At 55.9% G+C, this 24,687-nt stretch carries 20 protein-coding genes; 5 read left to right on the top strand and 15 right to left on the bottom strand.

From position 1 onward, the window contains the following. Positions 1 to 455: 455 nt before the first annotated feature. The 14 genes from AOZ07_RS15880 to AOZ07_RS15945 form a co-directional block, all read right to left on the bottom strand. Positions 456 to 1,484 (bottom strand): Kiwa anti-phage protein KwaB-like domain-containing protein, encoded by a 1,029-nt coding sequence (locus AOZ07_RS15880; protein WP_060702871.1) that lies wholly within the window; start codon positions 1,482 to 1,484, stop codon positions 456 to 458. Between the two features lies 1 nt (position 1,485). Continuing rightward, complete coding sequence (locus tag AOZ07_RS15885) at positions 1,486 to 2,019, bottom strand: hypothetical protein (RefSeq protein ID WP_060702872.1); 534 nt, start codon at positions 2,017 to 2,019, stop codon at positions 1,486 to 1,488. Between the two features lie 1,525 nt (positions 2,020 to 3,544). After that, complete coding sequence (locus tag AOZ07_RS15890; protein WP_060702873.1) at positions 3,545 to 4,618, bottom strand: alkene reductase; 1,074 nt, start codon at positions 4,616 to 4,618, stop codon at positions 3,545 to 3,547. 162 nt (positions 4,619 to 4,780) lie between these two features. Further along, positions 4,781 to 5,533 (bottom strand): SDR family NAD(P)-dependent oxidoreductase, encoded by a 753-nt coding sequence (locus tag AOZ07_RS15895; protein WP_060702874.1) that lies wholly within the window; start codon positions 5,531 to 5,533, stop codon positions 4,781 to 4,783. Between the two features lie 125 nt (positions 5,534 to 5,658). After that, positions 5,659 to 7,041 (bottom strand): ABC transporter ATP-binding protein, encoded by a 1,383-nt coding sequence (locus AOZ07_RS15900; RefSeq protein WP_194943704.1) that lies wholly within the window; start codon positions 7,039 to 7,041, stop codon positions 5,659 to 5,661. A 2-nt stretch (positions 7,042 to 7,043) separates the two neighbouring features. Continuing rightward, entirely contained in the window at positions 7,044 to 7,802 is a 759-nt protein-coding gene (locus tag AOZ07_RS15905) for an energy-coupling factor transporter transmembrane component T family protein (protein ID WP_060702876.1), read from the bottom strand. A gap of 10 nt (positions 7,803 to 7,812) precedes the next feature. Further along, on the bottom strand, positions 7,813 to 8,619 hold the full coding sequence (locus AOZ07_RS15910; RefSeq protein WP_060702877.1) for a hypothetical protein: 807 nt from the start codon (positions 8,617 to 8,619) through the stop codon (positions 7,813 to 7,815). A gap of 119 nt (positions 8,620 to 8,738) precedes the next feature. After that, positions 8,739 to 9,836, bottom strand: coding sequence for a nucleoside hydrolase (locus tag AOZ07_RS15915; protein ID WP_060702878.1), 1,098 nt, complete (start codon positions 9,834 to 9,836; stop codon positions 8,739 to 8,741). A 62-nt stretch (positions 9,837 to 9,898) separates the two neighbouring features. After that, positions 9,899 to 12,886: a DUF3427 domain-containing protein gene (locus tag AOZ07_RS15920; RefSeq protein ID WP_060702879.1), complete on the bottom strand. Its 2,988-nt coding sequence runs from the start codon at positions 12,884 to 12,886 to the stop codon at positions 9,899 to 9,901. Further along, complete coding sequence (locus tag AOZ07_RS15925; protein WP_060702880.1) at positions 12,883 to 13,272, bottom strand: (deoxy)nucleoside triphosphate pyrophosphohydrolase; 390 nt, start codon at positions 13,270 to 13,272, stop codon at positions 12,883 to 12,885. The genes AOZ07_RS15920 and AOZ07_RS15925 overlap by 4 nt, the downstream gene beginning before the upstream one ends. A 214-nt stretch (positions 13,273 to 13,486) precedes the next feature. Next, positions 13,487 to 14,749 (bottom strand): MFS transporter, encoded by a 1,263-nt coding sequence (locus AOZ07_RS15930; RefSeq protein WP_236995212.1) that lies wholly within the window; start codon positions 14,747 to 14,749, stop codon positions 13,487 to 13,489. Between the two features lie 65 nt (positions 14,750 to 14,814). Then, the gene (gene dgoD, locus AOZ07_RS15935) at positions 14,815 to 15,963 is read right to left on the bottom strand and encodes a galactonate dehydratase (protein WP_060702882.1); all 1,149 of its coding nucleotides are present in this window, start codon (positions 15,961 to 15,963) and stop codon (positions 14,815 to 14,817) included. Next, on the bottom strand, positions 15,960 to 16,604 hold the full coding sequence (locus AOZ07_RS15940) for a 2-dehydro-3-deoxy-6-phosphogalactonate aldolase (protein WP_060702883.1): 645 nt from the start codon (positions 16,602 to 16,604) through the stop codon (positions 15,960 to 15,962). The genes dgoD and AOZ07_RS15940 overlap by 4 nt, the downstream gene beginning before the upstream one ends. A gap of 42 nt (positions 16,605 to 16,646) precedes the next feature. After that, a complete protein-coding gene (locus AOZ07_RS15945) occupies positions 16,647 to 17,639 on the bottom strand; it encodes a 2-dehydro-3-deoxygalactonokinase (RefSeq protein WP_060702884.1) in 993 nt (330 codons plus the stop codon). A gap of 150 nt (positions 17,640 to 17,789) precedes the next feature. Here AOZ07_RS15945 and AOZ07_RS15950 point away from each other — a divergent pair, with 150 nt between their 5' ends. Next, positions 17,790 to 18,587, top strand: a complete 798-nt coding sequence (locus AOZ07_RS15950) for an IclR family transcriptional regulator (RefSeq protein WP_060702885.1) — start codon at positions 17,790 to 17,792, stop codon at positions 18,585 to 18,587. Positions 18,588 to 18,674: 87 nt separating this feature from the next. On the opposite strand, the gene AOZ07_RS15955 is transcribed toward AOZ07_RS15950, so the two are convergent. Continuing rightward, positions 18,675 to 19,400 carry a FadR/GntR family transcriptional regulator gene (locus AOZ07_RS15955; RefSeq protein WP_060702886.1) on the bottom strand — a complete coding sequence of 242 codons (726 nt, stop codon included), beginning with the start codon at positions 19,398 to 19,400 and terminating at the stop codon, positions 18,675 to 18,677. 171 nt (positions 19,401 to 19,571) lie between these two features. On the opposite strand from AOZ07_RS15955, the gene eat reads away from it, so the two are divergent. Genes eat through AOZ07_RS15975 form a run of 4 tightly spaced genes read left to right on the top strand, consistent with a single transcriptional unit; the run spans position 19,572 to position 24,636 of the window. Continuing rightward, positions 19,572 to 21,008 (top strand): ethanolamine permease, encoded by a 1,437-nt coding sequence (eat, locus tag AOZ07_RS15960; RefSeq protein WP_060702887.1) that lies wholly within the window; start codon positions 19,572 to 19,574, stop codon positions 21,006 to 21,008. A 50-nt stretch (positions 21,009 to 21,058) separates the two neighbouring features. Then, the gene (locus AOZ07_RS15965; protein WP_060702888.1) at positions 21,059 to 22,450 is read left to right on the top strand and encodes a glutamine synthetase family protein; all 1,392 of its coding nucleotides are present in this window, start codon (positions 21,059 to 21,061) and stop codon (positions 22,448 to 22,450) included. An 18-nt stretch (positions 22,451 to 22,468) separates the two neighbouring features. Then, positions 22,469 to 23,239: a gamma-glutamyl-gamma-aminobutyrate hydrolase family protein gene (locus AOZ07_RS15970; RefSeq protein ID WP_236995213.1), complete on the top strand. Its 771-nt coding sequence runs from the start codon at positions 22,469 to 22,471 to the stop codon at positions 23,237 to 23,239. Continuing rightward, positions 23,236 to 24,636, top strand: coding sequence for an aldehyde dehydrogenase family protein (locus AOZ07_RS15975; protein ID WP_060702889.1), 1,401 nt, complete (start codon positions 23,236 to 23,238; stop codon positions 24,634 to 24,636). Before AOZ07_RS15970 ends, AOZ07_RS15975 begins: the two co-directional genes overlap by 4 nt. Positions 24,637 to 24,687 lie beyond the last annotated feature (51 nt).

Here is a 24,687-nt window from a genome sequence, read left to right on the forward strand (position 1 = left end):
CTCAGCTGCCGTTGGTATTTGCTGTCTTGGTCAAAGGTCGCTATCTGTAAAAACTGACAAGGAATCTGTTGAAGTGGTTGGTGAATCATTTGAAAGCACCCCGGACAGAGCCAGCACTAGTCAATGAGCATGTGACGACATTTGATACATAGGTACTTAGAGGGCTGGAGGAGGTGATTTCCAGTCTTCGTATTAATTGCATGGTCATTTGACACAACATAAGGCGGGTAGCAACAGATGCTTCGATATCAATTCCTAGCGACAAGACCTGCTTGACTTATGGCATGACCCTCAACAACAGCGCGGGTTCATTCTCGATATTCAGACATTTACTGCAAGTAGGTGAACAATTGAAACTCTAGCGCTTGGCCGCAGGCGCATAAATAGCCCCATCGGAAGGAGTACAGGTTCACGACAGGGAATAATTATCGAATTGATTCAACACGCATTCTGATTCACAGTGTCTTTGAAGCTTGAGATTGACGAGTCTTGCCATCAAACTTTCCCCGGAATATACGTTGTTCGACAATATTCAAAAACAACTCAACATCATCCGATTCAAAAGCTACCTCCAGACCACTAATATCGATACCATGAGTTCCTTCATCTAGGTCAATAAGCGCTTCACCTAAATTCTCTGCAGTCACGGAATTCAGCCAATCTGACCCAGCTAACCTTCGAATTTGCTGAGCCCTCCTTACGCTTCCTTGTGCAGATTCTGCAATATGGATCAACGCCGAAGGGGCGACCTTCACTCCTAGACCAGTTGTAATAGATTCAACGAATGCGGGTACTGACTTTTGAAGCTCTTCCACGTCCATGAACAAGGAATAAAAACTGTCCAGATTCCAAATATAAATAAAATTATCAAATATTACAAAATCAAAGTCGTACGCCAGGCCGAAGATAGGTTCTTCAATCTTTTCAAGCCCATCTGCGTACCGAGTAAAAATTTTTCCTTTGGCAGCAACTTTGAATCCACGCTGCCTCTTTACAAAGTAAACGTCTTTATTGTTTTCCGTTCTCGCTGCAACAACATAGAAAGTAAATTGCTTACTCTTGATGTCTTCTAGGGCAATTCGACCAGTTGACCTGACAGCTTGCTTTGTAGCGGCAAGGAGACTTGCCATCGTTTGCGCTTCCTGAAAATTCTCATCTTGAACTTGTAAATTCTCTTGCGAATCACCTGGATTGCCGGAAGCAATAATTTTTACGAAACATTCTTCTTCTTCGAGCAATCGAGTCTCGCTGAACGATGGAAATTCACTTGCGCTCAACCTATTAATAGCCACGTTCGCCAACGCCAAAACTTCTTCCTTGACATCCGTTGAAACTTTCACTTGATCAACTTCGACGCTTTTCCCTCTGTTGCGCCTACCGATCAGAAGTTTCACCTCCGCAGAAGTAATATTAATTTTCGAAAATAACTCAGCATGGTCGAGCGCGAATTCGACTTTATTATTCTCCAAAGTAATGTCGATCATCTTACCCTCGCATTTCCAGCAGCACTCGATTCTGCCCACATACTACAAATTCAACACCCTCGATTGGTTCGTTCCTTCCGATTAGAATACCACTACCACCTGGAATATTATCCGAATACACCTTCCAGAGCTTGTATCCGGCAAGGTACATAAGAGGATTAATTAGAATCATGTTTGTTCGGACCAATATAACGATGTATACCGCCAGACAAAATCCTGCCACGAGCAGCTCTTGGGCACTGGGCTGTTGCAATAGAGCTATGGGGAGCATAAAGGAAGCGAGGTACCCACTCACCTCTCCACCGAGTGACTCTACCTTTGAAATAATTGGACGAGAAGTATCACTCTTAATGAAAACTCGCATAAAGAAATACACTGTCGACATTCCGCCTAGAATGAACGTGCTGATCGAGACAGTAAACCATAACCAATCGATACCGAAAGTTCGAAGAGCAAAAGCCAGTCCCATCGGTGCAATATTTGAACACACCAAGGCAATCATGTCAACGATCGACTGCACTTTGTTTTGACTCATATCAACTCCCCAAACATCGCACTAGAATGCACGAACTACACTATGTCATGCTTGCGACAGAATAAGATCCGGGACTTCATTACTCGTAGATTCCAAAGTTGATCGATTGTCACAAATGTAAATATTCATCCGCTTGCATAGTCACGAAGAATATCTAGAGTTCGATCTTAGGGCTATCGAAATTTTTAATCCAAATTTATTCTCTAATTATATTTAGCGTCATTCATCGTGCGACGGGTGGAGTCATGGAAATTCGGCTCCGACAGTTTAGGGATATCGATCGGTAGCCGTGGAGTCCATCGAACATGACTAGTAGCCCTACCAAGTTTTCTGAACGTCGCATATCGCCGGGGATAAGACACTGCCCTTTTGATGAACAGGAAAACCGCCATCCGAGATTTGTCATGGAGTGTTCCGTGAACTGCACACAGTGAGCCGTATTGTTTGGTCGCGGGCGTTCCTTGGCGACATCGTGTCTGGCATAAAATTTTAAGTCAACTTCAATGGAGGGACCCCTAGTCGATTTCTCAAACAGTTATCCGTGAATGACTTTCCCCGTCTGACATACCAAGAACCTCTCTAGACGCCGTCAATTCCGTTTGTAGTCACCAAAGTTGACGACCAATAACAAACTGGGTTCTATATGTCTGTGGTGTCACGTCCAGAATCTGCCATTCCATACACGCCAGCATCGCCAGTTTTGGGTTTATCCAAGTCCCGACCGCGCCTCAGGCGCCACCCATTTACACTCCTGACCGCGTCGCATTCGACAGCAACAGACAACTGATCTATTGCGCCGCTACCTTTAATCGCTGGGTATCGATGTATGTTCCGACAGCGTTCGGTGCTCTCTATTCTTATTTGGCGTGACCTGATCGGTCATCAATTCAACAGGCGACGAATCAGTCGCCCAGCAACAGCTTGCAAGTGCAACACGAAGAAAATCTTCTTCGCACCAGAGCCGTTTTAGATTGGATCGGTCCTCAGATTCATCGAGGACTACGCTGAAAAGCTAAGTCGTCCGGCGGAGCCTTAGTTCTTCCTATCCGGAGCACAGGCGGTAGACCACGTCGAAATCCCGCATCAGATATAAGTGGTCCTCGTCAAAGCGTAAACTTCATGCCCAACAGCGCTTCCGCAACCGACCACCGTAATTTGCCCAGGCCGACCACTCAGCAAGCCGCTGGAGTTCTCGGAGTTGCTCGGCCGACACTGGTCAAGATCCTCAATGAGGCAAAAGTTCCCCTTTGAAATTCAACTACTCGCCGTCAGGTGCGCTTGGCAGATGTAGTAGAGCACAAGGTGATAGGTAGAGCAGAACCGAAGGCCCCTTTCCAGAATAAATATAGGAACGGTTGACGACAGTCCTCAGACTCTCCATTCGGGGAGATGAGGACAGCTTGTAAATTGCCCGCCGAGCCTAGCGAGTATCTCACTTGGCCAGAACTCAAAAGCCGCCGCCATCTGCCCATGAACTGAGCTGAAAGCGGCGGCCTGATCTAGCTGATTCCAGCCGGGGCAGCGATTAGTTCTCCCAGAATGGGTAGTCGATGTAGCCCTTTGGGCCTTCGGTATAGAAGGTGGCGAAGTCTGGTTCATTCAGCGGCAGCTCTTCCTTCCATCGGCGCACCAGGTCCGGGTTGGCGATCGCGGGGCGGCCAACAACTACGGCGTCGCCCCAGCCTTCGGCGGCAACGCGCGCGGCTTCTTCATAAGTGGTGATTTCTGCGAAGCCAGTGTTGAGCAGCACCGGTCCGCCGAAGGTCTTGCGCAGCGACTGAACCAGCTCACCGGATGGTTCATGGTGCAGGATGCTCAAATTGGCCAGACCCAGTGGGGCGATGCCTTCCAGCAGCGCGGTGTAGGTAGCCAATACATCCGCGCGATCGTTTTCCACGGCGCCCTGGACATTGTGCTCCGGCGAAATGCGCAGTGCGGTCTTGCCAGCGCCAATGGCGTGGGCCACCGCGGTAGCTACCTCGATGACAAAGCGTGCGCGGTTTTCAGGGGAACCACCGTAATTGTCGGTGCGGGTGTTGGCCGATGGTGCCAAGAATTCATGCAGCAGGTAGCCGTTGGCGCCGTGCAGTTCTACGCCGTCAAAGCCTGCGGCAATAGCGTTGCGCGAAGCAGCCACGAACTCTTCGATGATTCTTGGAAGTTCTTCGGTGCCCAGCGCGTGAGGAACCGGGTAAGCATGCTTGCCGGTATAGGTGCGGGACTCGCCCTCAACGGCGATGGCGCTTGGCGCCTCCACAAACTCAGCTCCGGTGGTGTCCGGGTGGGTGACGCGTCCTGCGTGCATGACCTGGGCGACGATGAGTCCGCCTTCGGCGTGCACTGCGTCGGTGACCTTCTTCCACCCGGCAACCTGTTCCTCAGTGACCAGGCCTGGCTGGCGGACGAAGCCCTGGCCGGCAAAGCTCGGGTAGGTTCCTTCGCTGACAATCAGGCCGAGGGAAGCACGCTGGCGGTAGTATTCGACGACGTCAGCATTGGGAACGCCGTCCTTGCCTGAGCGTGAACGGGTCAATGGCGCCATGACCACGCGGTTGGAGAGTTTGAGGTCGCCGAGGGCTACTGGGGAAAAAAGATCCATGGGGTTGGACTCCTGAAGTGGAAATTGTAGTTGCATTGCGTGACTACCGTCGCAAACAACTTATTCCACTACAGCGGAGAATATGAGCTGGCTAACGGCACTCAGCGCCTGAATCCGTGAATGCGGAGCTAGCGTGCCCCGCATCCACGACAGGCGGTTGCGCTAGATTGCGGTGTATCCGCCGTCAACCAGGTGGTAGCTGCCGGTGACGAAGGATGCGGCGTCGCTGGCCAGGAAGGCTACGAGCGCAGCGACTTCCTCTGGCTGGCCCAAGCGGGCAATGGGGTGCTTGGAAACCAGGGCGTCATAGGCGTCTTTGGGCATCTGCTTCAGCAGCGGGGTCTCGATGAATCCGGGAGCCACGCTGTTCACGCGCACCCCGTCGGTGGCGTATTCGACGGCGGCGGTCTTGCTCAGGCCCACCACGGCGTGCTTGGTGGACACGTAGGCAGAGCTGCCGGCGAAGCCCACGGAGCCGAGGATGGAGGCCATGTTCACGATGGAACCGCCGCCGTTCTGGCTCATGGCGTTGGCCTGGGCACGGGTTCCGCGGAAGACGGCATTCAGGTTCACGGAAATGACCTTGTCCCAGTCCTCATCGGTGAGCTCGCCGACCTTGGCAGCGCGTCCGCCGATGCCTGCGTTGTTGACGCCGATCTTCAGTGGGGCCATGGCGTTGGCTGCCTTGATGGTTTCGTCAATGACCTCGGAGGAGCTTGCGTCTCCAGCGACAGCCACGGCTTCTCCGCCGGCGGCCTTGATGCTGTCCACGGTGCCCTGCGCGGCTTCGGCGTTCAGGTCCTGGACGACGACTTTGGCTCCATTGGCGGCCAGGAGAATTGCAATTGCTCGCCCGATACCTGATCCGGCGCCGGTAACTACTGCCGAACGATCTGCCACATCATACTGAGCCATGATGCACTCACTTTCTGTTTCGAGATGGTCACGGGATTTCCGTTGGCCTCATACCTTGGACGCTACTCCGATCCATCCCAAAAGTCGATGACGTGTCAATCAAACCCCTGTCTGCTTCGTCACCATTACTTCATCAGGTGCACCCGGTGGGCAACACTTTGCATGAATCGCTCATCATGGGTAGAGAGAATAACCGCTCCCCCGCGATCCAAGACCGCTGCGATGGTTTCTCGGAGCTTGGATTCTCCGGCTTCATCCAGGGCTTCAGTAGGCTCGTCCAGCAACAGGATCTGCGGCTCGTGGATCATCACGGTTGCCAAGGCCACGAGTCTGCGCGCGGAGGCGGGCAATTCATAGGGATGGGTTTGCGTAAAGAATTCAAGTCCTAGTTGCGCGAGCACCTCGGTGACGCGTTTTCGCGTTGCGCTTTTCTTTGGAATTCCAAACGACACTTCTCGAAAAACCGTGCGTTCAAAAAGCTGATCAGAAGAATTTTGAAGCAGCATCCCCGTCTGTCCGATGGTCCCCAGCGTTCCTGCCGAGGGCTCCAGCAATCCAGCTATGGCTTTGAGCAGGGTCGTTTTCCCTGAACCGTTGGCGCCCGCCAGGCCAAGACATTCTCCAGACCGGACTTGAAGATGAAGATCTTGAACTACGGGTTCGGTGGATCCGGGATAGGCCAATCGCACAGAGTCAATATTCAGCAATACCGGTGAGTCTGCAGGTAATGGCTGGCGGTGCGTCGCTTCGCTTTCAGGCTGGCGCTGTTGCTTCTCGGATGAAATCCGTTGCAGAGTCCCTCGGTCTAACTCCCAGAGCTCATCTGCCTCATGGGCCCAGAGTTGCATCGAGTCAGCCAGCACCACGAGAGCCGTTCCATTCGCGCGAAGCATGTTGATCATCTCTGAAACAAGCTCAGTGGCCTGCCGGTCCAGCCCGGCCAATGGCTCGTCCAGGACAAGGACTTCAGGCTCGCTAATAGCCAGCGCAGCCAAAGCGACCAGCCGCTCTTGCCCGCCGGATAATTGCTGCGGATTTCGCTCCAGCAAGTGCTCCATCCGGAGCCTCCGGGCAAGCTGGGTGACTTGTCGATACATCTGTTCTCTCGGAACGCCTGCGTTTTCCAGCGAAAACGCCAGCTCCTCTGCGACCGTGCCTCGAATGCCGGATAGGTAATGTCCTGCATCTTGAGGCAATAGGCCTACATGTTTGGCCCACTGAGCGACATCTACGCGTGGAGCCGATGAAGGAGAAAATTCAATCTCGGTCCCGTCCACCTTGACGGTTCCGACAAGTTGGTCCATGCCGTGGCGTGGCAGCAAGCCAGCAAGTATTGCGCCCAGCGTTGATTTGCCGGAGCCCGAGTGCCCCGAAATAATGGTGAGGGAACCTGGACGCGCATCCAGCTGCATGTCCCGCAGAGTTGCCTCCGGCGCATCAAGGTAGGCGAAGCTGAGAAGCTTTAATCCAAGTACTGCAGTTGATTGGTGAGTGAGTTTTCGACGCATGACTACCTGCTCCCAAATCCTGCTAGCGCAAGGATAAGCACCGGTCCAAACACTGCGCAGACCAAGGCAGCCCATCGGATGCCGCGCTGTACCGAAGAATCCGGAACCGTTCGCAAACGAGTTCTCGATCCCGTGGCGGGGAAACCTCGCGCCGAAAGGTGAACGGCACGGTCTTGAGCATCCTGCATAGACGCAAGAACCAGCGGTACCGCGCGCAGGCGCATGCGCTGGAACCACCCTGTCAGCCCGGTTCCGGTGCCCATATGGCGCAGGGTTTGCGCTTCGCCAATCTGGCGTTGCTTCTCGGCCATCTGCGGCAGCAAGAACAATGTCGCCGCCAACAAATATCCCAGCTGCGGCGGAACCGGCGAGAGATCAATGGCAGCCACCAGCTGGTGCTTGTCGATGAGCAATCCGCAGAGCAGGCCAACCACGACAAGAACTGCCGTCCGCAGGCCCAGCGACATTGCTACTTCCAGACCATGGCTGGTCACGCGCAGCGGACCCCATTGCGCAATGGCAGGAGACTGATCCCGGGAGATCAATCCATGAATCAACAATAAAGAAAGGAATGTTGGCAGCAACATGGCACCACTGAGAACTGCCAACTTTTTCAGGTGCCCCGCCCATCCTGCGATGAGCAGGCACAGTGCCATGACAGCGCAGCTCAACCACCATAGGCTGGCAGCAGTTGTCATGGTGATAACTGCTGCCGCAATAGCCAGAATGGTGAATGGGTGAAGTTTGATGGTGCGGGGCATGGGTTGTCGCTTACTTGCTGACGCGCTTTCCCAAGACGTTGTAGCGACGGACAAAGGCGAAGCTGCCGCTCAAGCGCTTCGGCAACGCGTACACCAGAAGGGCTGCGACCAGGAAGACCACTGCCTTATCCCCTGGATCCGAAATCAATGCCTGCTTGGTGACAGCAGAGAGCAACGAGTCGCCCATGGAGCTAAAGGCGGCAACCAGTGCGCCGGTGCCCACGCCCGAGGTGCCACCGTAGACGAAGGTTGCTACCGGCGAGGAAACCACGCCAACGAGAACACCGGCAACAAGACCAGAAACCGGCGCCAGGTAGATGCGACGCAGTGCACCGAAACGCGCAGCGGTTCCCGCAAGGAAACCGACAAGTGCGGCGCCGGCCGCGAAAGGCAGAACGGTGGGTGCGAACAGCGACCAAATCAAGGTGCTCAGTACACCGGTGGCAGCACCGGCACGGCGTCCTGCTAGGAAGCCGACAATGACCGTACCGATGGAGTCGATGTAGAGAGGGATCATTACCGAGCCGACAAACTGTCCAAGGATGATGTTCAACGCCAGTGCTACTGGAATCAAGGTCAAGGTGGAGACAGGAAGATCAGGCAATACAGCCAGCAACAGGAGAACGGCGGCGGCAAGGTAGGCGGCGAAGGTGCCGAGGGCAACGCCCTGTCCCAGTCCCTCGACGATTCCCATAGGCTGGGTGATGATCAAGGTCAGGTACGTTGCCACGAGGATTACGGTTCCTGCGATGGCCAAGAGCCGGCGGCGCAGAGTTTGCGACGAAGATTCGTCGGGCAAAAGAAGATTTGATGACATGATGAATCAGTCCTGGGGTACGAGAATGACTGCGCGCCAAGGAGCTGGCTGGCGCGCGCGAGTTGCGGGTCTATGTCACCTCGACCCGGTAGACTATTCTAGCTCACCAAGCTGAACGCCTAAGAGTCGGTAGTTACCTTCCTGGCCAATGCACCGAGGCGTTTAACCAGTTCTTCAAAGCCTGCTTGTGGATCGTTTCGGGAGACCACATGGGCATTTGCTGGTTTGCCCCAGAGCCCCCTGAAATCCGCCACGGTAGTTCCAAACAGTAATTGTGATTCTGTCTCGACATCGAGGGTGGCGGGACGTGTTTCATATTCCAGGGTTCCCGCTGCAACGCCCGCTGCGAAATAGTCGTGGACATGCGCGATGTAGCCCTGGTCGTAGTGCCGGTGGAATTCAAAGTAGAACCGCAAGGCATCAGAAAGATAGCGCACCAGCGGGTTGGTCGCTTTGCTGAGCGTGCCTTCGGCGTCGCTGGCTTGAACCAGTTCTGGTTCTTCGCATCCTGCTTCTTCAGAAAGTTTCGTCAGGAACTCCGGCTGCATTTCGAAGCGTTCAGTGGTGTCCAGCGAACAAACAATGGGAAGCTTCTCGGATTCAAGGCCTTGTTCAGCCGCAGCGGTATAGGCAGCAAATACTTCCTTGGCCGCGTGCGGGTCTACATGGGTATTCCACTCTGCCGTTGGGGTGGTGTTGCCTTGGTGGTAGAAGGCACCGCCCATGATGACTACTTTGCGCAGCAGCCAGGGTAGCTTTGGTTCGCGGCGCAGCGCCAGCGCGAAGTTGGTCAGTGGCGCGGTCAAAAGAACAGTAAGCTCACCGGGGTTGGCGCGGGCCGCTTCGATCCAATAATCGACAGCGTCAATGTCATCACTGGAACTGGGCCTAGGGTCAGGCAACGTCGCATAACCAACACCTTGAGGACCATGAGTTTCCGGGGTCGTTACCAAAGGAATTTCTAACGGTTCGCGGGCACCGATGAGCACCGGAACATCAGACCTACCGCAAAGTTTAAGAAGGGCACGATTGTTTGCGGCGACTTGCTCAACGTCAACGTTGCCGGGAGTGCTGGTGACTGCTTCGATCTGCACGTGATCGAGGGTGCAGAGATACGCCAAGGCCAAGGCATCATCGATGCCAGTATCGCAGTCGATGAGTAAACGGTTCAAGAAATCGTTCTTAAACTGCGATCCATCATGGCTAGTCTGAGTCATTGTTCTCCCTCATTTTTGACGCTGATCCCGACCGATGTCTGTCTCGTTGCTTGCGTCAGTCACTACGTCAGGTCGCTATTCGGGCTCAGATAGTCGTACAACGCTCTGTCGATAGACTCTTCGAAGTGCAAATCCATCGTTACAACATCGAGAGGTTCGTTGTCTTTGCCCGGCATCTCGGCCTGTTGTGCATTTCGAGAGTCAGCTTTACCCAGATAGAAGAACTCGGTCCCTTCGGCATCGTCTTTCTTTACGAAGACGTGAAGGTCCACTTCATTGTTGACGATGCGACGGACTTCATCGCTTGTCAACGTACGCCGTGACCTCGTGAACCATCGCAAATGCGAAGGATCCACTAGCTCATCCTGGTAGGCAGTACTTGCGGAAACGTCATCGGCTTTATGGAGCGTCACGAAAATTGGACAGGTTTTGGATTCCATGTCGACTTTGTAGCCATAAAGAGTTGAAGTCCACTTTCTCGGTACTCCGAGCAGTCTCGTGACTTCTTTGCGAGAGTACTGTCCGCCAACGATGAACGGATGTCCTCCAATGTACCGATCGTTGACCAGCGCCATTCCAGTTTGGAGCAGATCATCAACTTCCTCAGTAAAGGACCCGTGCGTCCGGTAGGAGTGACTGAACCCAGCATGCAGTTTAATGCTGCCATTCTCGATTGATGCTAGTCGAATGCCATAACGCGTTTGATCCACTTGGGCGTGGTTAGCGAGACTTAGGGTCTCGACTGCGCTGAGCAATTCACGTTTAGTGGGTTCCACCCCATGCTCTCGAAGCGCCGCAGCGAATTGATCGAACGTAATTGATTCATTAGACAGCAATTCGCGGACCAGAACGAATTCATGTACTCGTTTCGAGGTTAGGACTTCATGTGAAAGCAGCGACAATGCCCGTAGTTCATCACCGTTGAGATCGTGATCGATCCTCAGCAGATTTTTCACGAGCGTCGGGTAATTCTCCTTCTTCGTTGCAAGCAGAACTGGGTCGACTGATTCGAAGCGATAGAAGTCGAAAAGCCGCGGAGCTTGCCCAACACGGTTCTGCATGGCTTGCATCGATCCTCGCAGCTTTTGAATGCTGTCTAGTGCCGTTGTCCTGATCGAATCAAGAACGCGCTGCTGGGCAATCTTGTCGAATCGAATACTCGATAGGCCAGCCATCACACCTGCTTGTTCGGTTGCGATCAGCTTTTCCTTCAAGGACTCCTTATTCAATGATTCATCACCGAACAAAGCAATTGGAATCATGTAGTTATTCGCATAGTTGCCAATGAAGTCAATAACAACCAGGTAATCCTTCATTGGCGCCTTGCGAAGTCCACGCCCAAGCTGCTGGACAAAGACAATCGCTGATTGCGTTTGCCTCAACATCACGACTTGATTCACGGTTGGGATGTCGACACCTTCGTTGAAGATATCCACCGTGAGGATGTAATCGAGATCGCCCGCTTCAAGCTGGGAAACAACTTGCTCGCGCCGCTCAATCGAGTCATCACCACTGAGGCTTAGAGTTCGGAGCGTTTTTCCGCGAAGTTTCTGCTGATTCAGGGCGGCAGACAAGGCATTAGCTTCGTCTTTCCTGGAGCAGAAAATCAACCCTTTAGGCGCCGCACCGGCCTGTCCATACTTTGTTAATGCATCGACCACATGATGCACACGATCCGCGGTCACGAGGTGCGATAGATCTTCGGAACTATCGCGGACCGATTCATCATCAAGGGTCACGTCCGCGATTCCGTAATAGTGGAATGGACTGAGCATGTTCTCTTCTAATGCATGGTTCAGCCGAATCTCGTACGGAACGTTGTAATCGAAGAACTCAAATACGTTGAACCCGTCGCTACGTTCTGGAGTCGCTGTCAGCCCGAGCAAGAACTTCGGTTGCAGATAGGCCAAGACCTTCTTATACGTCGGCGAGCCGACCCGGTGGGCCTCGTCGACAATCACATAGTCAAAGGTGTCTGACTCAATCGACTGCAGCACTGCATCTTGAGACAGGGTTTGAACTGTCGCGAACACATACTTTCGATCGCTCTGCTTCGAGATACCAGCCAGCTTGCCAAACTGGTCTGCATCCCCACCGATGACTCGTCGGTATTCTTTGATCGTCTTGTCTAAGATCTGTTCGCGGTGAACAACAAACAAGAATCGTTCTGGGTGGGCAGCTCGTACCTCAAGCGCCGACAGTATTGTCTTGCCTGTACCTGTAGCCGAAATGATAATGGCCTTCGATTCGCCGCTGAGGCGCACCTTCTCCAATGCCTTGAGCGCTTCATACTGCATCTTGTTGGGCAGAATCGGCATGAGCTGATCTGCCCAGTTGATGTCACCGCCAAAGCCGCTGGATTCGGAAAGCCTTGCAGCAACTTCATCGATAAGCTGTTCGTCCGCTTGCTCGAGTTTTTTGGCAATTTCGATCTTCTTGCGCGGTGGAGGCGGCGTGTACTGCGCTGCATAAAGATCGATCCATTCCTGGCTCAGCGATTGAGACTCAGTGAGCTGGCTACCAGCGAGGTCAGCGAGCTGCCCAGCCAAGTCGCTGTCGTTCGCCGCAGTCACCTTTAGATTCCACTCATGGTTTTTGACGATGGCGTTGCCGGTAAGGTTTGAACTACCGATCATCGCTGTGACCACGTCAGCCGACTTAAAAATGTAGCCCTTGGGGTGGAACGCATCAGCGCTATGAATTCGGACGTCAATGCCAAGGTTTGTCAGGTTCAGCAACTCGCTGAAGGCAGACGGCGAATTGAACCCCAGGTAGTCCGAGGTCACGATTGTGCCGCGGCCAGAAAACTCAACGAGCTCTTGCTTGAGCATTGCGATTGCATTTGGTGTCACGAAGGCAACCGAGAAAATGAATTCATCGCATCGTGCTAACTCTTCGCGCAGTATACGCAGAACCGTATTACCGTCCGCGTTGAGGACTACACGTGGATGATGGTGGCGACGAGACTGTTTCTTGCCATCTAAAAAACCATAGGTGACATCACCGGAAAGTCCACCAGTGAATGAAATATCCGTGCTGGACGACATCATGCCGCCTTGATGAGTTCGACAGCGGGGATATCGGCAGGAGCCCATTCCAATGCGTCCAGCTCGCTGCGCTTCAGCCACTTTGTAGCTTCATGCTCCGTCAGCTGCGGCTCCCCTTCAACTAATTCGCAATAGAAGGTCGTCAGCGTCACGATCCCGAAATCATATTCATAAGTCGTGCTTGTAACTTCGTCGGTTACCGTCACGGTGCAGAGTAGCTCTTCTTGGATTTCACGTTCGAGTGCCTGGCGAGGACTTTCTCCGGGTTCGATTTTGCCGCCTGGGAACTCCCACATGCCACCGAGGCTGCCGCCAAAACCGCGCTGCGCGCAAAGAATCTCATCGTTTCGAACGATTACGGCCCCGACAACGTTGATCTGCTTCTTCAACCTAATTCCCCACTGACGTCTACATTAATCGACTACTACCGTTACCAGTGATCTTATCTGCCAACATGGACACTTTGCAGGCTGACGGATAATACAGCGCAGTAGAGCGGAAGGTTATACGAATGCCATAGCCAATTGGCACGGATAAACGGAAAAGTCCACGCTTCGTCCTAGTTGAAAACGAAGCGTGGACTCTACAGGTTGATCGTACGTCTTACCCTTCGACGCGCTGCACCTTGCCGACCAGGAATACGTAGGAAAGGATTCCGACCGCGGCAATGACCGTCATGTAGATGAAGGCAGGGCCGAAGTCGGTTGCCGAGACCAGCAGTCCAATCACGATTGGCGTCGCAATCGAGGAGAGGTTGCCAATGAAGTTGAACATGCCCCCTGTTAGGCCAATCAAGTGAGATGGCGCTAGCGCGGACACCAGGGACCAGGTAATCGAGGCCAGGCCATTGCCGAAGAAGGCAATGGACATGAAAGTGATCACCAGCGCGGTGCTGTCCGTGAAGATTGCGCCAATCATGCTCATGGAAAGCAAGAGCCCGGTGATGATGGGCAACTTGCGCGAGGTGCCAAGGCTGGCTCCGCGCTTCAGCATGAGATCAGAGAGCACTCCGCTGATCAGCACACCGGCCAAGGCCGCGATGAATGGCAGCGACGTCAAGAATCCGGTCTTGATGTAGTCCATGTGGCGGTAGGTCACCAAATAGGTTGGGAACCAAGTCAGGAAGAACCACAACGTGGATGTCAGGCAGAACTGGCCGATGTAGATGCCCCACAGCTTTCGCCGTCCCAGAACCAACGCGAAGTCAGCCTTGTTGAGCTTGGGTGCTGCCGATTTGGCCTTGGCGCTGCCCAGGTCGACCAATCCACCGCCCTCGCGGATGTACTGGACTTCGGCGGCATTCGCTTTTTTGGAATCCACCGGGTTGCGGTAGAGAACAAACCAGATCAGGCCCCAGACGACACCCACGGCGCCGGTGACTACAAATACCCAATGCCAGGTCAATGCATGCTGCAACCACAGAAGAACTGGAGTCAGAAGCGCGAGGCCAATGAACTGGCCCGAGGTGTAGAAGCCAATGGCGGTGGCGCGTTCACGCTCGGGGAACCACGCGGTGACCACCTTGTTGTTGATGGGGTACGCAGGGGCTTCAAAACCGCCCACTGCCAAGCGCAGGACAATCAGGGCTACGAAGCTTCCGGCCATGCCCATGAAGATGGTCGCGACAGACCAGAGCACCAGGCAAATGGGGTACAAAAGCCTGGGCTGTACTCGGTCTACCAGCCATCCGCCGGGAAGCTGCATGGCAGCGTAGGTCCAGCCAAAAGCAGAGAGCAGCAAACCCTGCTGTGCAGTATCGAGTCCGAATTCCTCGGAAATCAATGGTGCTGCGACCGAAAGGTTTGAACGATCCATGTAGTTGATGACTACGGTAAGGAACAACATGAAGGCTACGGCGTAGCGCATCTTTGTGGCTTTGCCAGAGCCCTTGTGTGTGGCAGTAGACGACACTGTCGACTGAGACATGCGATTTACCATTCTGCGAAGGATCCGTCCTTGTGACGCCAAATAGGGTTGCGCCAGCGATGACCTTCAGCTGCGCGTTCAATGACGTACTCTTCATTCACGTCAATGCCCAGGCCCGGTCCCTCGGGGATGGCGACCATGCCATCCTCATAGGCGAAGACCGACGGATCATTGACGTAGTCAAGGAGATCGTTGGATTTGTTGTAATGAATTCCCAGGGATTGTTCCTGGATGAAGGCGTTGTAGGCACCGGCATCGATTTGCAGGTTCGCTGCCAGGGCGATGGGGCCCAAAGGGCAGTGCAAGGCAACCGCCACGTCGTAGGCTTCAGCCATGGCCGCGATCTTGCGTGCCTCGGTGATGCCGCCACAGTGCGAAGGATCCGGCTGGATGATGTCCACCGCTCCGCTGGCCAGGACATCCTTGAAGTCCCAGCGCGAGAACAGGCGCTCTCCCAAGGCGATGGGCGTGCTGGAATTGCGCAATGGCTCCAGCATCGAGTTCACGTTCTCGCTGAGCACCGGTTCCTCAATGAACATCAGCTTGAAGGGTTCCAGCTCCTTGAGCAGGACCTTGGCCATTGGCTTGTGGACGCGGCCGTGGAAGTCGACGCCGATTCCCACGTTGTCGCCTACTGCGTCCCGGACCGCCTGAACATTCTCCAAGCAACCCTGCACCTTGTCCCAGGTGTCGATGTACTGGAGTTCTTCGGTGCCGTTCATCTTCACCGCGGTGAAGCCGCGATCAACGGCGTCCTTTGCGGCGGCCGCGGTATCCGAGGGACGGTCTCCGCCAATCCAGGAATACACGCGGATCTTGTCGCGGACCTTGCCGCCGAGCAGCTCATAGGCCGGAACTCCCAGGGCCTTGCCCTTGATGTCCCAGAGGGCCTGGTCGATGCCGGCCAGCGCGCTCATCATGATGCCGCCACCGCGGTAGAAGCCGCCGCGGTACATGACGGTCCACAGGTCTTCGATGTTCCGCGGGTCCTGGCCGATGAGGTAATCCGAGAGCTCTTCAACGGCTGCGGCCACCGTGGAGGCGCGGCCTTCGAGCACTGGCTCGCCCCAGCCGGTGACTCCCTCGTCGGTCTCGATCTTCAGAAACAGCCAGCGAGGTGGCACCATGTACGTGGTCAGTTTTGTGATTTTCATGCAGACTTCCTCATCTCATGGATCATTTGGTAGGCATGGACAAGCTTGTCTGCCCTTGTGCTCAGTTCTTGAAGGCTTCGTCCGGACTTGTAGAGGGACGAGCCAATACCGAAACCGGTGGCTCCGGCGTCTACCCACTGCGCCATGTTCTCCTCATTGATTCCCCCGACGGGGATCAAGCCGATATCGGCGGGAAGCACAGCGGTCCAGGCTTTGAATCCTGCGAGCCCCACTTGTTCGGCAGGGAAGATCTTGACGTTTTGCGCTCCGGCTTCGATGGCGTCGAAGGCGTTGCTCGGTGTGGCGGCTCCCGGGAAGGAGTCCATGCCCAGGGCCACCGTTTCCTGGATGACATTCACGTTGGTGTTCGGTGACACGATGATCTGGGAACCAGCCCCATGGCATGAGCGGACTTGTTCCACGGTCAACACAGTGCCAGCGCCGACTACCGCATCCTCGGGCAGCACGCTGCGCAGAATTTCGATGCTCTTTAGCGGCTGTGGGGAATTCAGCGGCACTTCCAGCGAGCGGAAGCCACTGGCATAGAGCGCTTCTCCCACCGCTTGGGCTTCTGCTGGCTGAAGACCTCGCAATATGGCAACTAGTCCCGCAGTCTTCAAAGCTGTCGCAGGTTCATTCACGGCAAAACCTTTCCTTGTTTTACATCGTTCATTGGGCTGGGCCTAGACAGAGGTGGTCTGCACTAATCCCTGCGAGCAAGCAACTGCCCACATGCCTCGCGGGGCGGTTCCCTGGAACTCGCGTACTTGATCAATTCCAAAAATCTTGAGTGCTGCGGCGTATCTGGCGCTGAGTTCCTTGTTGCCGCAGATGGTCACGCCCGGGAACGCGGTGCCCCGCGCCATGCCAAGGACCGAACGGATCTCGGCGCCAATCATGAGCCCCGAGAGATAGTCGCTGACCTCGGTTTTTTCCAAGCTGCCAGTCAAGACCAAGGTCCGGGCGGAGAAAGCCGTCAGCATCAGATCCGCTGAGCCGGCCGGCGACTGGGCTATCCGCACTCCGCGTTCAAAGGCATTCCAATCCACCGCATCCGTGGGCTCAATGAGCTTGGACAGGATGGACTGGGAACTAAGCAATGCGTAGGTCTCCCCCGTCATGGATGTGGAGAACCCGGTAATCGTCCGCCCGCTGACCTTGACCCACTTGGAATGGGTGCCGGGAAGCAAAAACAATTGCTCTTCCGCTTCCTGCAGCGCGTTGCCGCCAAGTTCCACCGCTCCCAGTATCTGGGTTTCTTCTCCCCTCATGACATCGGGAAGTTCTTTGCGGTCCAGGACGCCGGGGATGATGTGCATGAGTCGGTTTGGTGCAATCTGGACAGTTGCCATTGCGTAGTCCGGGTCGGCTAGGTTTGCTGGCACTGGCCGGTACTCGGCTTCCGCCCAGCCCTGCTGGCTGCCCACCATGCCGCAGGCGATGACCGGGATGGATTCAAAGCGCTCCAGCCAGTCGCCGCATAATTCTGCCAGCGCCTTTTCGAAGGCCAGGGCCAACGGCAACGACTCCGCTTTGGCCTTTGCTGCCACGTCCATGATTCCCAGCGAGGAGTTGCGTTCCGCCACGGTGTTTCCGTCGCGCCCCATGAGATAGGCACGCGCGGATGTGGTTCCCCAGTCCAAGGCAATCAACTGGGCTTCGGCGATGTTTTTCATAACTCCTGTTTCCGTTTGGCGGTCCGCACATCGACTCATCGATGTGCTCCCCTTCACATGTGAATAGTGACGGAGCTATCCCAATAGTTCAAAAGGCGTTGTATATAGTGGGATACAGAGAAGTCATCAATTTTGCCAAAGGGGCACATCATGGCCAATGAATCTGAAATAAATGCAGGTGAAATAGCAGATGCTCCCCCGCCCGGGACGCTCACCCTGGCACGTGGTCTGGACATTCTGCGCGCCGTCGGCCGCGGGGCCACCAACTTGAATGAAGTCGCAGCGGCGGCCGATATCGGCAAGAGCGCGGCGCAGCGCATGGTGAAGCTCCTGGTGCAGCGCGGATTCCTGCGCAGCACCCACGGCACGGACTTCAGCTTGGGCCCGGCGCTAATCGAGCTGGGATTCCACGCCCTGTACCAGAGTCCGGTTCCGGTGATCGCCAAGCCCATCCTCGAGGAGCTCGCCCGCAAATACCAGGACACGGTCCACCTCGCGGTGGAGGACGAAGCCCAGGTGCTGTACGTGGACAAGGTTCCCGGAACACGCGGCGCACAGATGCGCTCGCGAGTGGGACAGCGCATGCCGCTGAGCCGCACCGGCATCGGCAAGGCGCTGCTGCTCGATGACGCCGGGCGCTGGGAATCCACCTTTGATGCGGAGTCCCCGGTGGAACAGGCCACAGACCAACCCAAGGAAGCCTTCCTGGCCCGGATGAAGACCTACGCGCGCGAAGGCATCGCCCTGGATCTAGAAGACAATGAACCGGGCATCCGCTGTGTCGCCGCGCCCATCCGCGACGGCAGCGGGAAGATCATCGCCGCAATCAGCATGTCCGCCACCAACCCATACATGCCCGACGAGCGCATGAAAGCGCTCAAATCCGTGATGGGTTCCACGGCGGCGCAGATTTCGCGCAAGCTCGGCTACTCGGGCAAGACCTTCTAGGCCTGGGCCTGCCCACAGGGTGGAAGGACCCTAGCAAGAACATCGAGCAGACAATCGCAGATTGCCTTCCGGAGCCAGCCTTTGGCGCTAGTCCAAGAAACCCCGCAGCAGTGTGGCCGTACCTTCCAGATGCTCCTCCATCAGCTGCTTCGCCGATGCAGCGTCGCCGCGGAGAATCGCATGGATGATTGCCTCATGCTGCTGGCTTGAGTGCTTGATGTTCGGATGCAAAAAGGGAATCCTGTCCAGCAGCTCGCTCGTTGCGTTGCGCGCTTCGGCCACCGCTTTTGCCAGCATTCCCGAGCCCGACAAATCGGCAATCATGACATGCAGTCGGGCATCGAGCGGACGGTATATGTTCACATCAGCGGTGTCGACAGCGTGATGGGCCTCCATGAGGCTAACGCGCTGTTCTGAAGTCAGCACTGCTTTGGCCGCTAGCTCTGCCGCGGCCGGCTCCACTACCGATCTGAAAAGGAGCACATCTTCGATTTTGGACCGGTCTGAGCCATCGAGCGGATTCTCGTTGGTGCGCGGGAAGCCAGCCACAATCGTTCCGCCGTAGCGCCCGCGCTGAACTTCTAGATACCCGGCACTCTGAAGCTCGGCCAGCGAATCCCGCAGAGTGGCCCGGGATACTCCTAGCGCCTCGGCCAATTCCCGCTCGGCTGGCAATTTCGAGCCAGGCGGGAACACCCCCAGCCGCATTCCGCGCAAAAGCTGGCCTAGCGTCTCCTCGAAGACGTTGCCCCTGCGCACCTGCCCCAAGAACCGCAACTCATCGCGCGATTCCACTGACTTGTTTTCCGACATGATCCAAGAATGGCACAGTATTTGGCCTGAGAAAACACCATTCTTCGCCGAACCTATATCTGATTTTTTAGTTTTCTATTGACTTTGAACAGTGACCCCTGCCACAGTTGGGCTCTAGTAAAGGACTGTTTTCAGTCCATTGGGTTCATTACTCTCAACGAGGATGCGTAAATGGCCAAGAAATCGCACATCGACTATGCGGCAGTCGACAAGGATTATCTGAACAATAGACAACTCAAGAAGGGCGCAGCAGGGTGGGTCCTGCTTGCTGGATTGGGCGTCGCCTATGTTATTTCGGGAGACTTCTCCGGCTGGAACCTGGGACTTGCCTCCGGCGGATGGGGCGGCCTGCTAATCGCCTTTGTACTGATGGGGATCATGTACACCTGCATGGTCTTCGGGCTAGCCGAGATGTCGTCCACCCTGCCTACGGCTGGTGCCGGCTACGGCTTTGCCCGCCGGGCGATGGGCCCACTCGGAGGTTTCGCCACGGGCATGGCAGTTCTCATCGAATACGCTGTCGCACCAGCTGCCATCGCAACGTTTATCGGCGGCTACATTGAAGCACTAGGCCTCTTTGGAATGACCAACTCTTGGCCGGTGTATCTGGTGACCTACATCGTCTTCATCGGCATCCACCTTTGGGGCGTCGGCGAAGCACTCAAGCTGATGTTCGGAATTACCGCAATCGCCATCGTTGCGCTGATCGCCACGGTTATAGGCTTGGTCCCCCACTTTGACGCCAGCAACCTCTTCGACATTGTGCCCGATGGAACTGCAGGCTCCTCCATCTTCATGCCATTCGGAGTTTCCGGAACCCTGGCAGCCTTGGTCTTCGGCATCTGGTTCTTCCTGGCAGTAGAAGGCGTGCCGCTTGCCGCTGAAGAAACCCAGGATCCAAAACGGGATATGCCCAAGGGCATCATCACGGCAGTGATTATCCTGGTCTTCTCCGGTGCCGCGATGCTGATCCTGGTTCCAGGTGTTGCCGGAGCGGAAGCGATGAGCACCTCCGGATCCCCACTGCCAGAAGCCCTCCGCGTCGCCTATGGACAGGATTCCGCTCTGGCGAACTTCGTCAACTACGCCGGCCTCGCCGGATTGGTTGCCAGTTTCTTCTCGATTGTCTACGCGTACTCCCGCCAGCTCTTCGCCCTATCCCGTGCTGGCTATCTGCCGCGGTTCCTTTCACTCACCGGTTCGCGACGCACCCCCTGGGTTGCGCTTCTCGTCCCAGGGACCATCGGATTCTTCCTGGCGGCAATCATCCAGGACGGCGACCGGCTCATCAACATCGCCGTATTCGGCGCAGCCGTCTCCTACGTTCTGCTGAACCTGAGCCACATCGTCTTGCGAATCAAGGAACCTGATCTGCCACGTGGCTACCGCACCCCCGGCGGAGTCTTCACCACGTCAATTGCCCTTGTTTTGGCGATCGTGGCACTCATCGCGACCTTCGTGGTGGACGTTCTGGCGGCGGGAATCACCGCCGGCGTATTCGTCCTGGCCCTGGCCTACTTCTGGTTCTACAGCCGCCACCGCCTGGTGGCCAGCGCCCCAGAAGAAGAATTCGCCATGTTGGAATCCGAAGAATCCGGCCTCAAATAGCTCCGCTGCCCAATCCACAGACACGACAACACCACCCAAAGGACATTTCCATGCAGGACATCCAAGACATCATCAAAACAGCGAAAAATGAACGAATGCTCAGCGTAGACCAGCTCACCGAAGGCATTCGACAAGGCGACTACGATTCGGTCATCCTGGCATTCACCGACATGCAGGGACGCCTCCAGGGAAAAATCGTCCACGCCCAGTTTTTCCTCGACTCTGTTCTGAATCACGGCACCGAAGCCTGCAACTACCTGCTGGCAGTGGACACAGACATGAACACCGTCGACGGCTACTCCCTGACAAGCTGGGAAACCGGATACGGCGATATGGAATTCGTCTTGGACTATGACACCATCCGGCCAGTTCCGTATCTTGAAAAGACTGCACTGATTCAGACTGATCTGGCCACCACCGACGGACGCCCGGTTCCCGTGGCACCCCGTTCCCTGCTCAAAGCCCAGCAGGAAAAAGCTGCGGCCCTCGGCTTGAAGGCTTTGGCCGGCACCGAGCTGGAATTCTTGATCTTCAACGACTCCTATGAGCAAGCCCAGCAACAGGCCTACCAAAACCTCACCCCCGCCAACCAGTACAACGTCGACTACTCCATCCTCGGATCCATGCGCGTGGAACCACTGCTGCGCGACATCCGCAATGCCATGTACCAGTCCGGCATGATTGTTGAATCAGCCAAGGGCGAGTGCAACTTCGGACAGCATGAGATTGCCTTCAAGTACGACGATGTCGTGACAACGGGTGATAACCACACCTTCTACAAGCTCTCGGCAAAGCACATGGCATCGCAGCGCGGCCAGTCCATCACCTTCATGGCAAAGCCCAACAAGCGCGAAGGCTCGAGCTGCCACATCCACATGTCCCTGCGGAAGCTGGATGGCTCGTTGGCTTTCTGGGACGAGGCCACCGGCGAGCGCACCGATATGTACAACCACTTCATCGCGGGCGTGCTGGCCACCTTGCGGGAATTCACCCTTTTCTACGCGCCGAACATCAATTCCTACAAGCGCTTCGCCAAGGGTTCTTTCGCGCCAACCGCCGTTGCCTGGGGACTGGATAATCGCACCTGTGCAGTGCGCTTGGTGGGCAAGGGCTTCGGAGCCCGCATGGAGAACAGGCTTCCAGGCGCCGATGCAAATCCATACCTGGCCATGGCCGCGATGCTCGCCGCCGGCTTGTACGGCATCGAGAAGAAACTTGAATTGCCCGAGATGGTCGCCGGAAACGCCTACGACTCCAATGCAGAGCACGTGCCGCACACCATGGCCGAAGCACGGGAGCTCTTTGCCAACTCCGCGATTGCGAAGGAAATCTTCGGCCAGGAGATTGTCGACCACTACACGCACTATGCGGATGTGGAAATCGACCAGTTCAATTCAGCGGTGACTGACTGGGAAATTGCCCGCGGTTTCGAGCGGCACTAAAGCAAAGGAACATATTCAGTGAACAATCCGCTTCGCCAACCAGCCTTGCGGCGGCCGCGCATCGGCCTGACCACCTACTGGCAGCAAGCACAGTGGGGAGTATGGGACAACGTCGCCGCATTGGTTCCGGGGAACTACATTAAATCCGTCACCGCGGCAGGGGGAACACCCCTGTTGCTGCCGCCGGTGGCTACCGATACCTCGGTGCTGGAGCTCCTCGATGGGTTGATTGTCATCGGCGGGGTGGACGTTGACCCGTCCAACTACGGCCAGGATCCGCACCGGCTCACGGCCTCGCAGCCAGAACGCGACGAGCATGACATCGCGCTCACGGCAGCGGCCATTGAACTAGGGCTCCCGCTGTTTGCCATTTGCCGTGGAGCGCAAGTGCTCAACGTCCAGCAAGGCGGAACCTTGAACCAGCATCTGCCTGATGCGGTTCCAGAAGCGGCTGCGCAGTACCAGCCAGCCCCCGGAGTCTTCGGCAAGGTGGACTTCACCGTGGAACGCGGTTCCTTGGCCCAGAAGATTCTCGGCGAAGCCGCTAGCGCGCCGTGCTACCACCACCAAGCCCTGCAGCGGGTAGCGGAGGGCCTGGAGGTCACCGCGCGAGCGGCCGATGGGACGGTTGAAATTGTTGAAATGCCGCAGGCCAAAGGCTGGGTACTGGGCACGCAGTTCCACCCGGAAGAAAATCTGGAAGACATCCGCCTGATGCGGGCCTTCATCCAGGCAGCGCAGGAATACGCACTCACGCAGGAATCCACGACCCCTCAGGAAGCACTATGAAAACCACTATGGCATCTCCCGCTGTTTACACGATCATCAATCCTGCCACCGGCGAAGCAGTGCAAGACGTGCCACTGGCTGATATCAACCAGACCGATGCCGCCATTGCCAAGGCAGCGGCCGCGTTCCCTGCATGGAAAAAAGTAGCTCCCGCTGAACGTGCCTCCCTGCTCAGGAAGTTCGCCCAAGCTGTAGACAACGACATCGAAAATCTTGCCCAGCTGGAAGTACTGAACTCCGGGCACACCATTGGCAATGCCCGCTGGGAAGCCGGGAATGTGCGCGACGTATTGAACTACTATTCAGCAGCACCTGAGCGGAACTTCGGGCGGCAAATTCCGGTGGCCGGCGGCATCAACGTTACCTTCCATGAACCACTGGGCGTCGTGGGTGTCATCGTTCCGTGGAACTTCCCCATGCCCATTGCAGGGTGGGGGTTCGCCCCGGCTTTGGCCGCTGGAAACACCGTGGTGCTCAAGCCGGCCGAGCTCACTCCGCTCACCGCCATCCGCCTTGGCGAGCTCGCACTCGAAGCCGGCATCCCCGAGGGCGTCTTCACTGTCCTTCCCGGAAAGGGATCGGTAGTCGGCGATCGCTTTGTCACCCATCCGGAAATCAAAAAGGTCGTGTTCACCGGCTCTACCCAAGTGGGCCAGGGAATCATGCGGGGGTGCGCTGACCAGCTCAAGAGGGTCACCCTGGAACTAGGCGGCAAGAGTGCCAATATCGTCTTCGCTGATGCAGATATCAAGCAGGCCGCTTCCCGGGCCCCGGGTGGAGTCTTCGATAATTCCGGACAGGATTGCTGCGCTCGATCACGCATCCTGGTGCAGCGCAGCGTGCTTGATGAGTTCATGGATCATTTCACCAAGGCTGTTGCCTCGGTTTCCGTTGGAGATCCCCTCGATGAAAGCACGGTGATGGGACCGCTGGTCTCAGCCAAGCAGCTGGAGACCGTTTCTTCATTCCTCGAAGATGAACACGGCAACCGCCGCAACGACATTGCGTTCCAGGGAGAAGCTCCCTCGGGTGGCGGTTTCTGGTTCCCTCCGACAGTGGTTGTCCCGTCCGATCGGGATGACCGGATCCTAAAGGAAGAAATCTTCGGCCCCATTGTTGCAGTGGTTCCCTTCGACACTGAGGAGGAAGCCATCGAGATCGCCAACGACTCGGAATACGGCCTGTCCGGATCCATCTGGACCAGGGATATCGGCCGGGCCCTGCGCGTAGCCCGCGGAGTCGAGGCGGGGAACCTCTCGGTGAATTCCCATTCCTCTGTCCGGTACTCCACGCCCTTCGGCGGTTTCAAGAAATCCGGCATTGGACGAGAGCTGGGGCCCGATGCGCTGGAAGCCTTCAGCGAAGTCAAGAACGTCTTCATCGACACCGAAAAATAAGACCTCATCTCAACAACCTCAAAACATCAAAATTCTGTCAAGGAGAACTGA

The sequence above is a fragment of the Glutamicibacter halophytocola genome, assembly GCF_001302565.1.
GTDB classification, from domain to species: Bacteria; Actinomycetota; Actinomycetes; order Actinomycetales; family Micrococcaceae; genus Glutamicibacter; species Glutamicibacter halophytocola.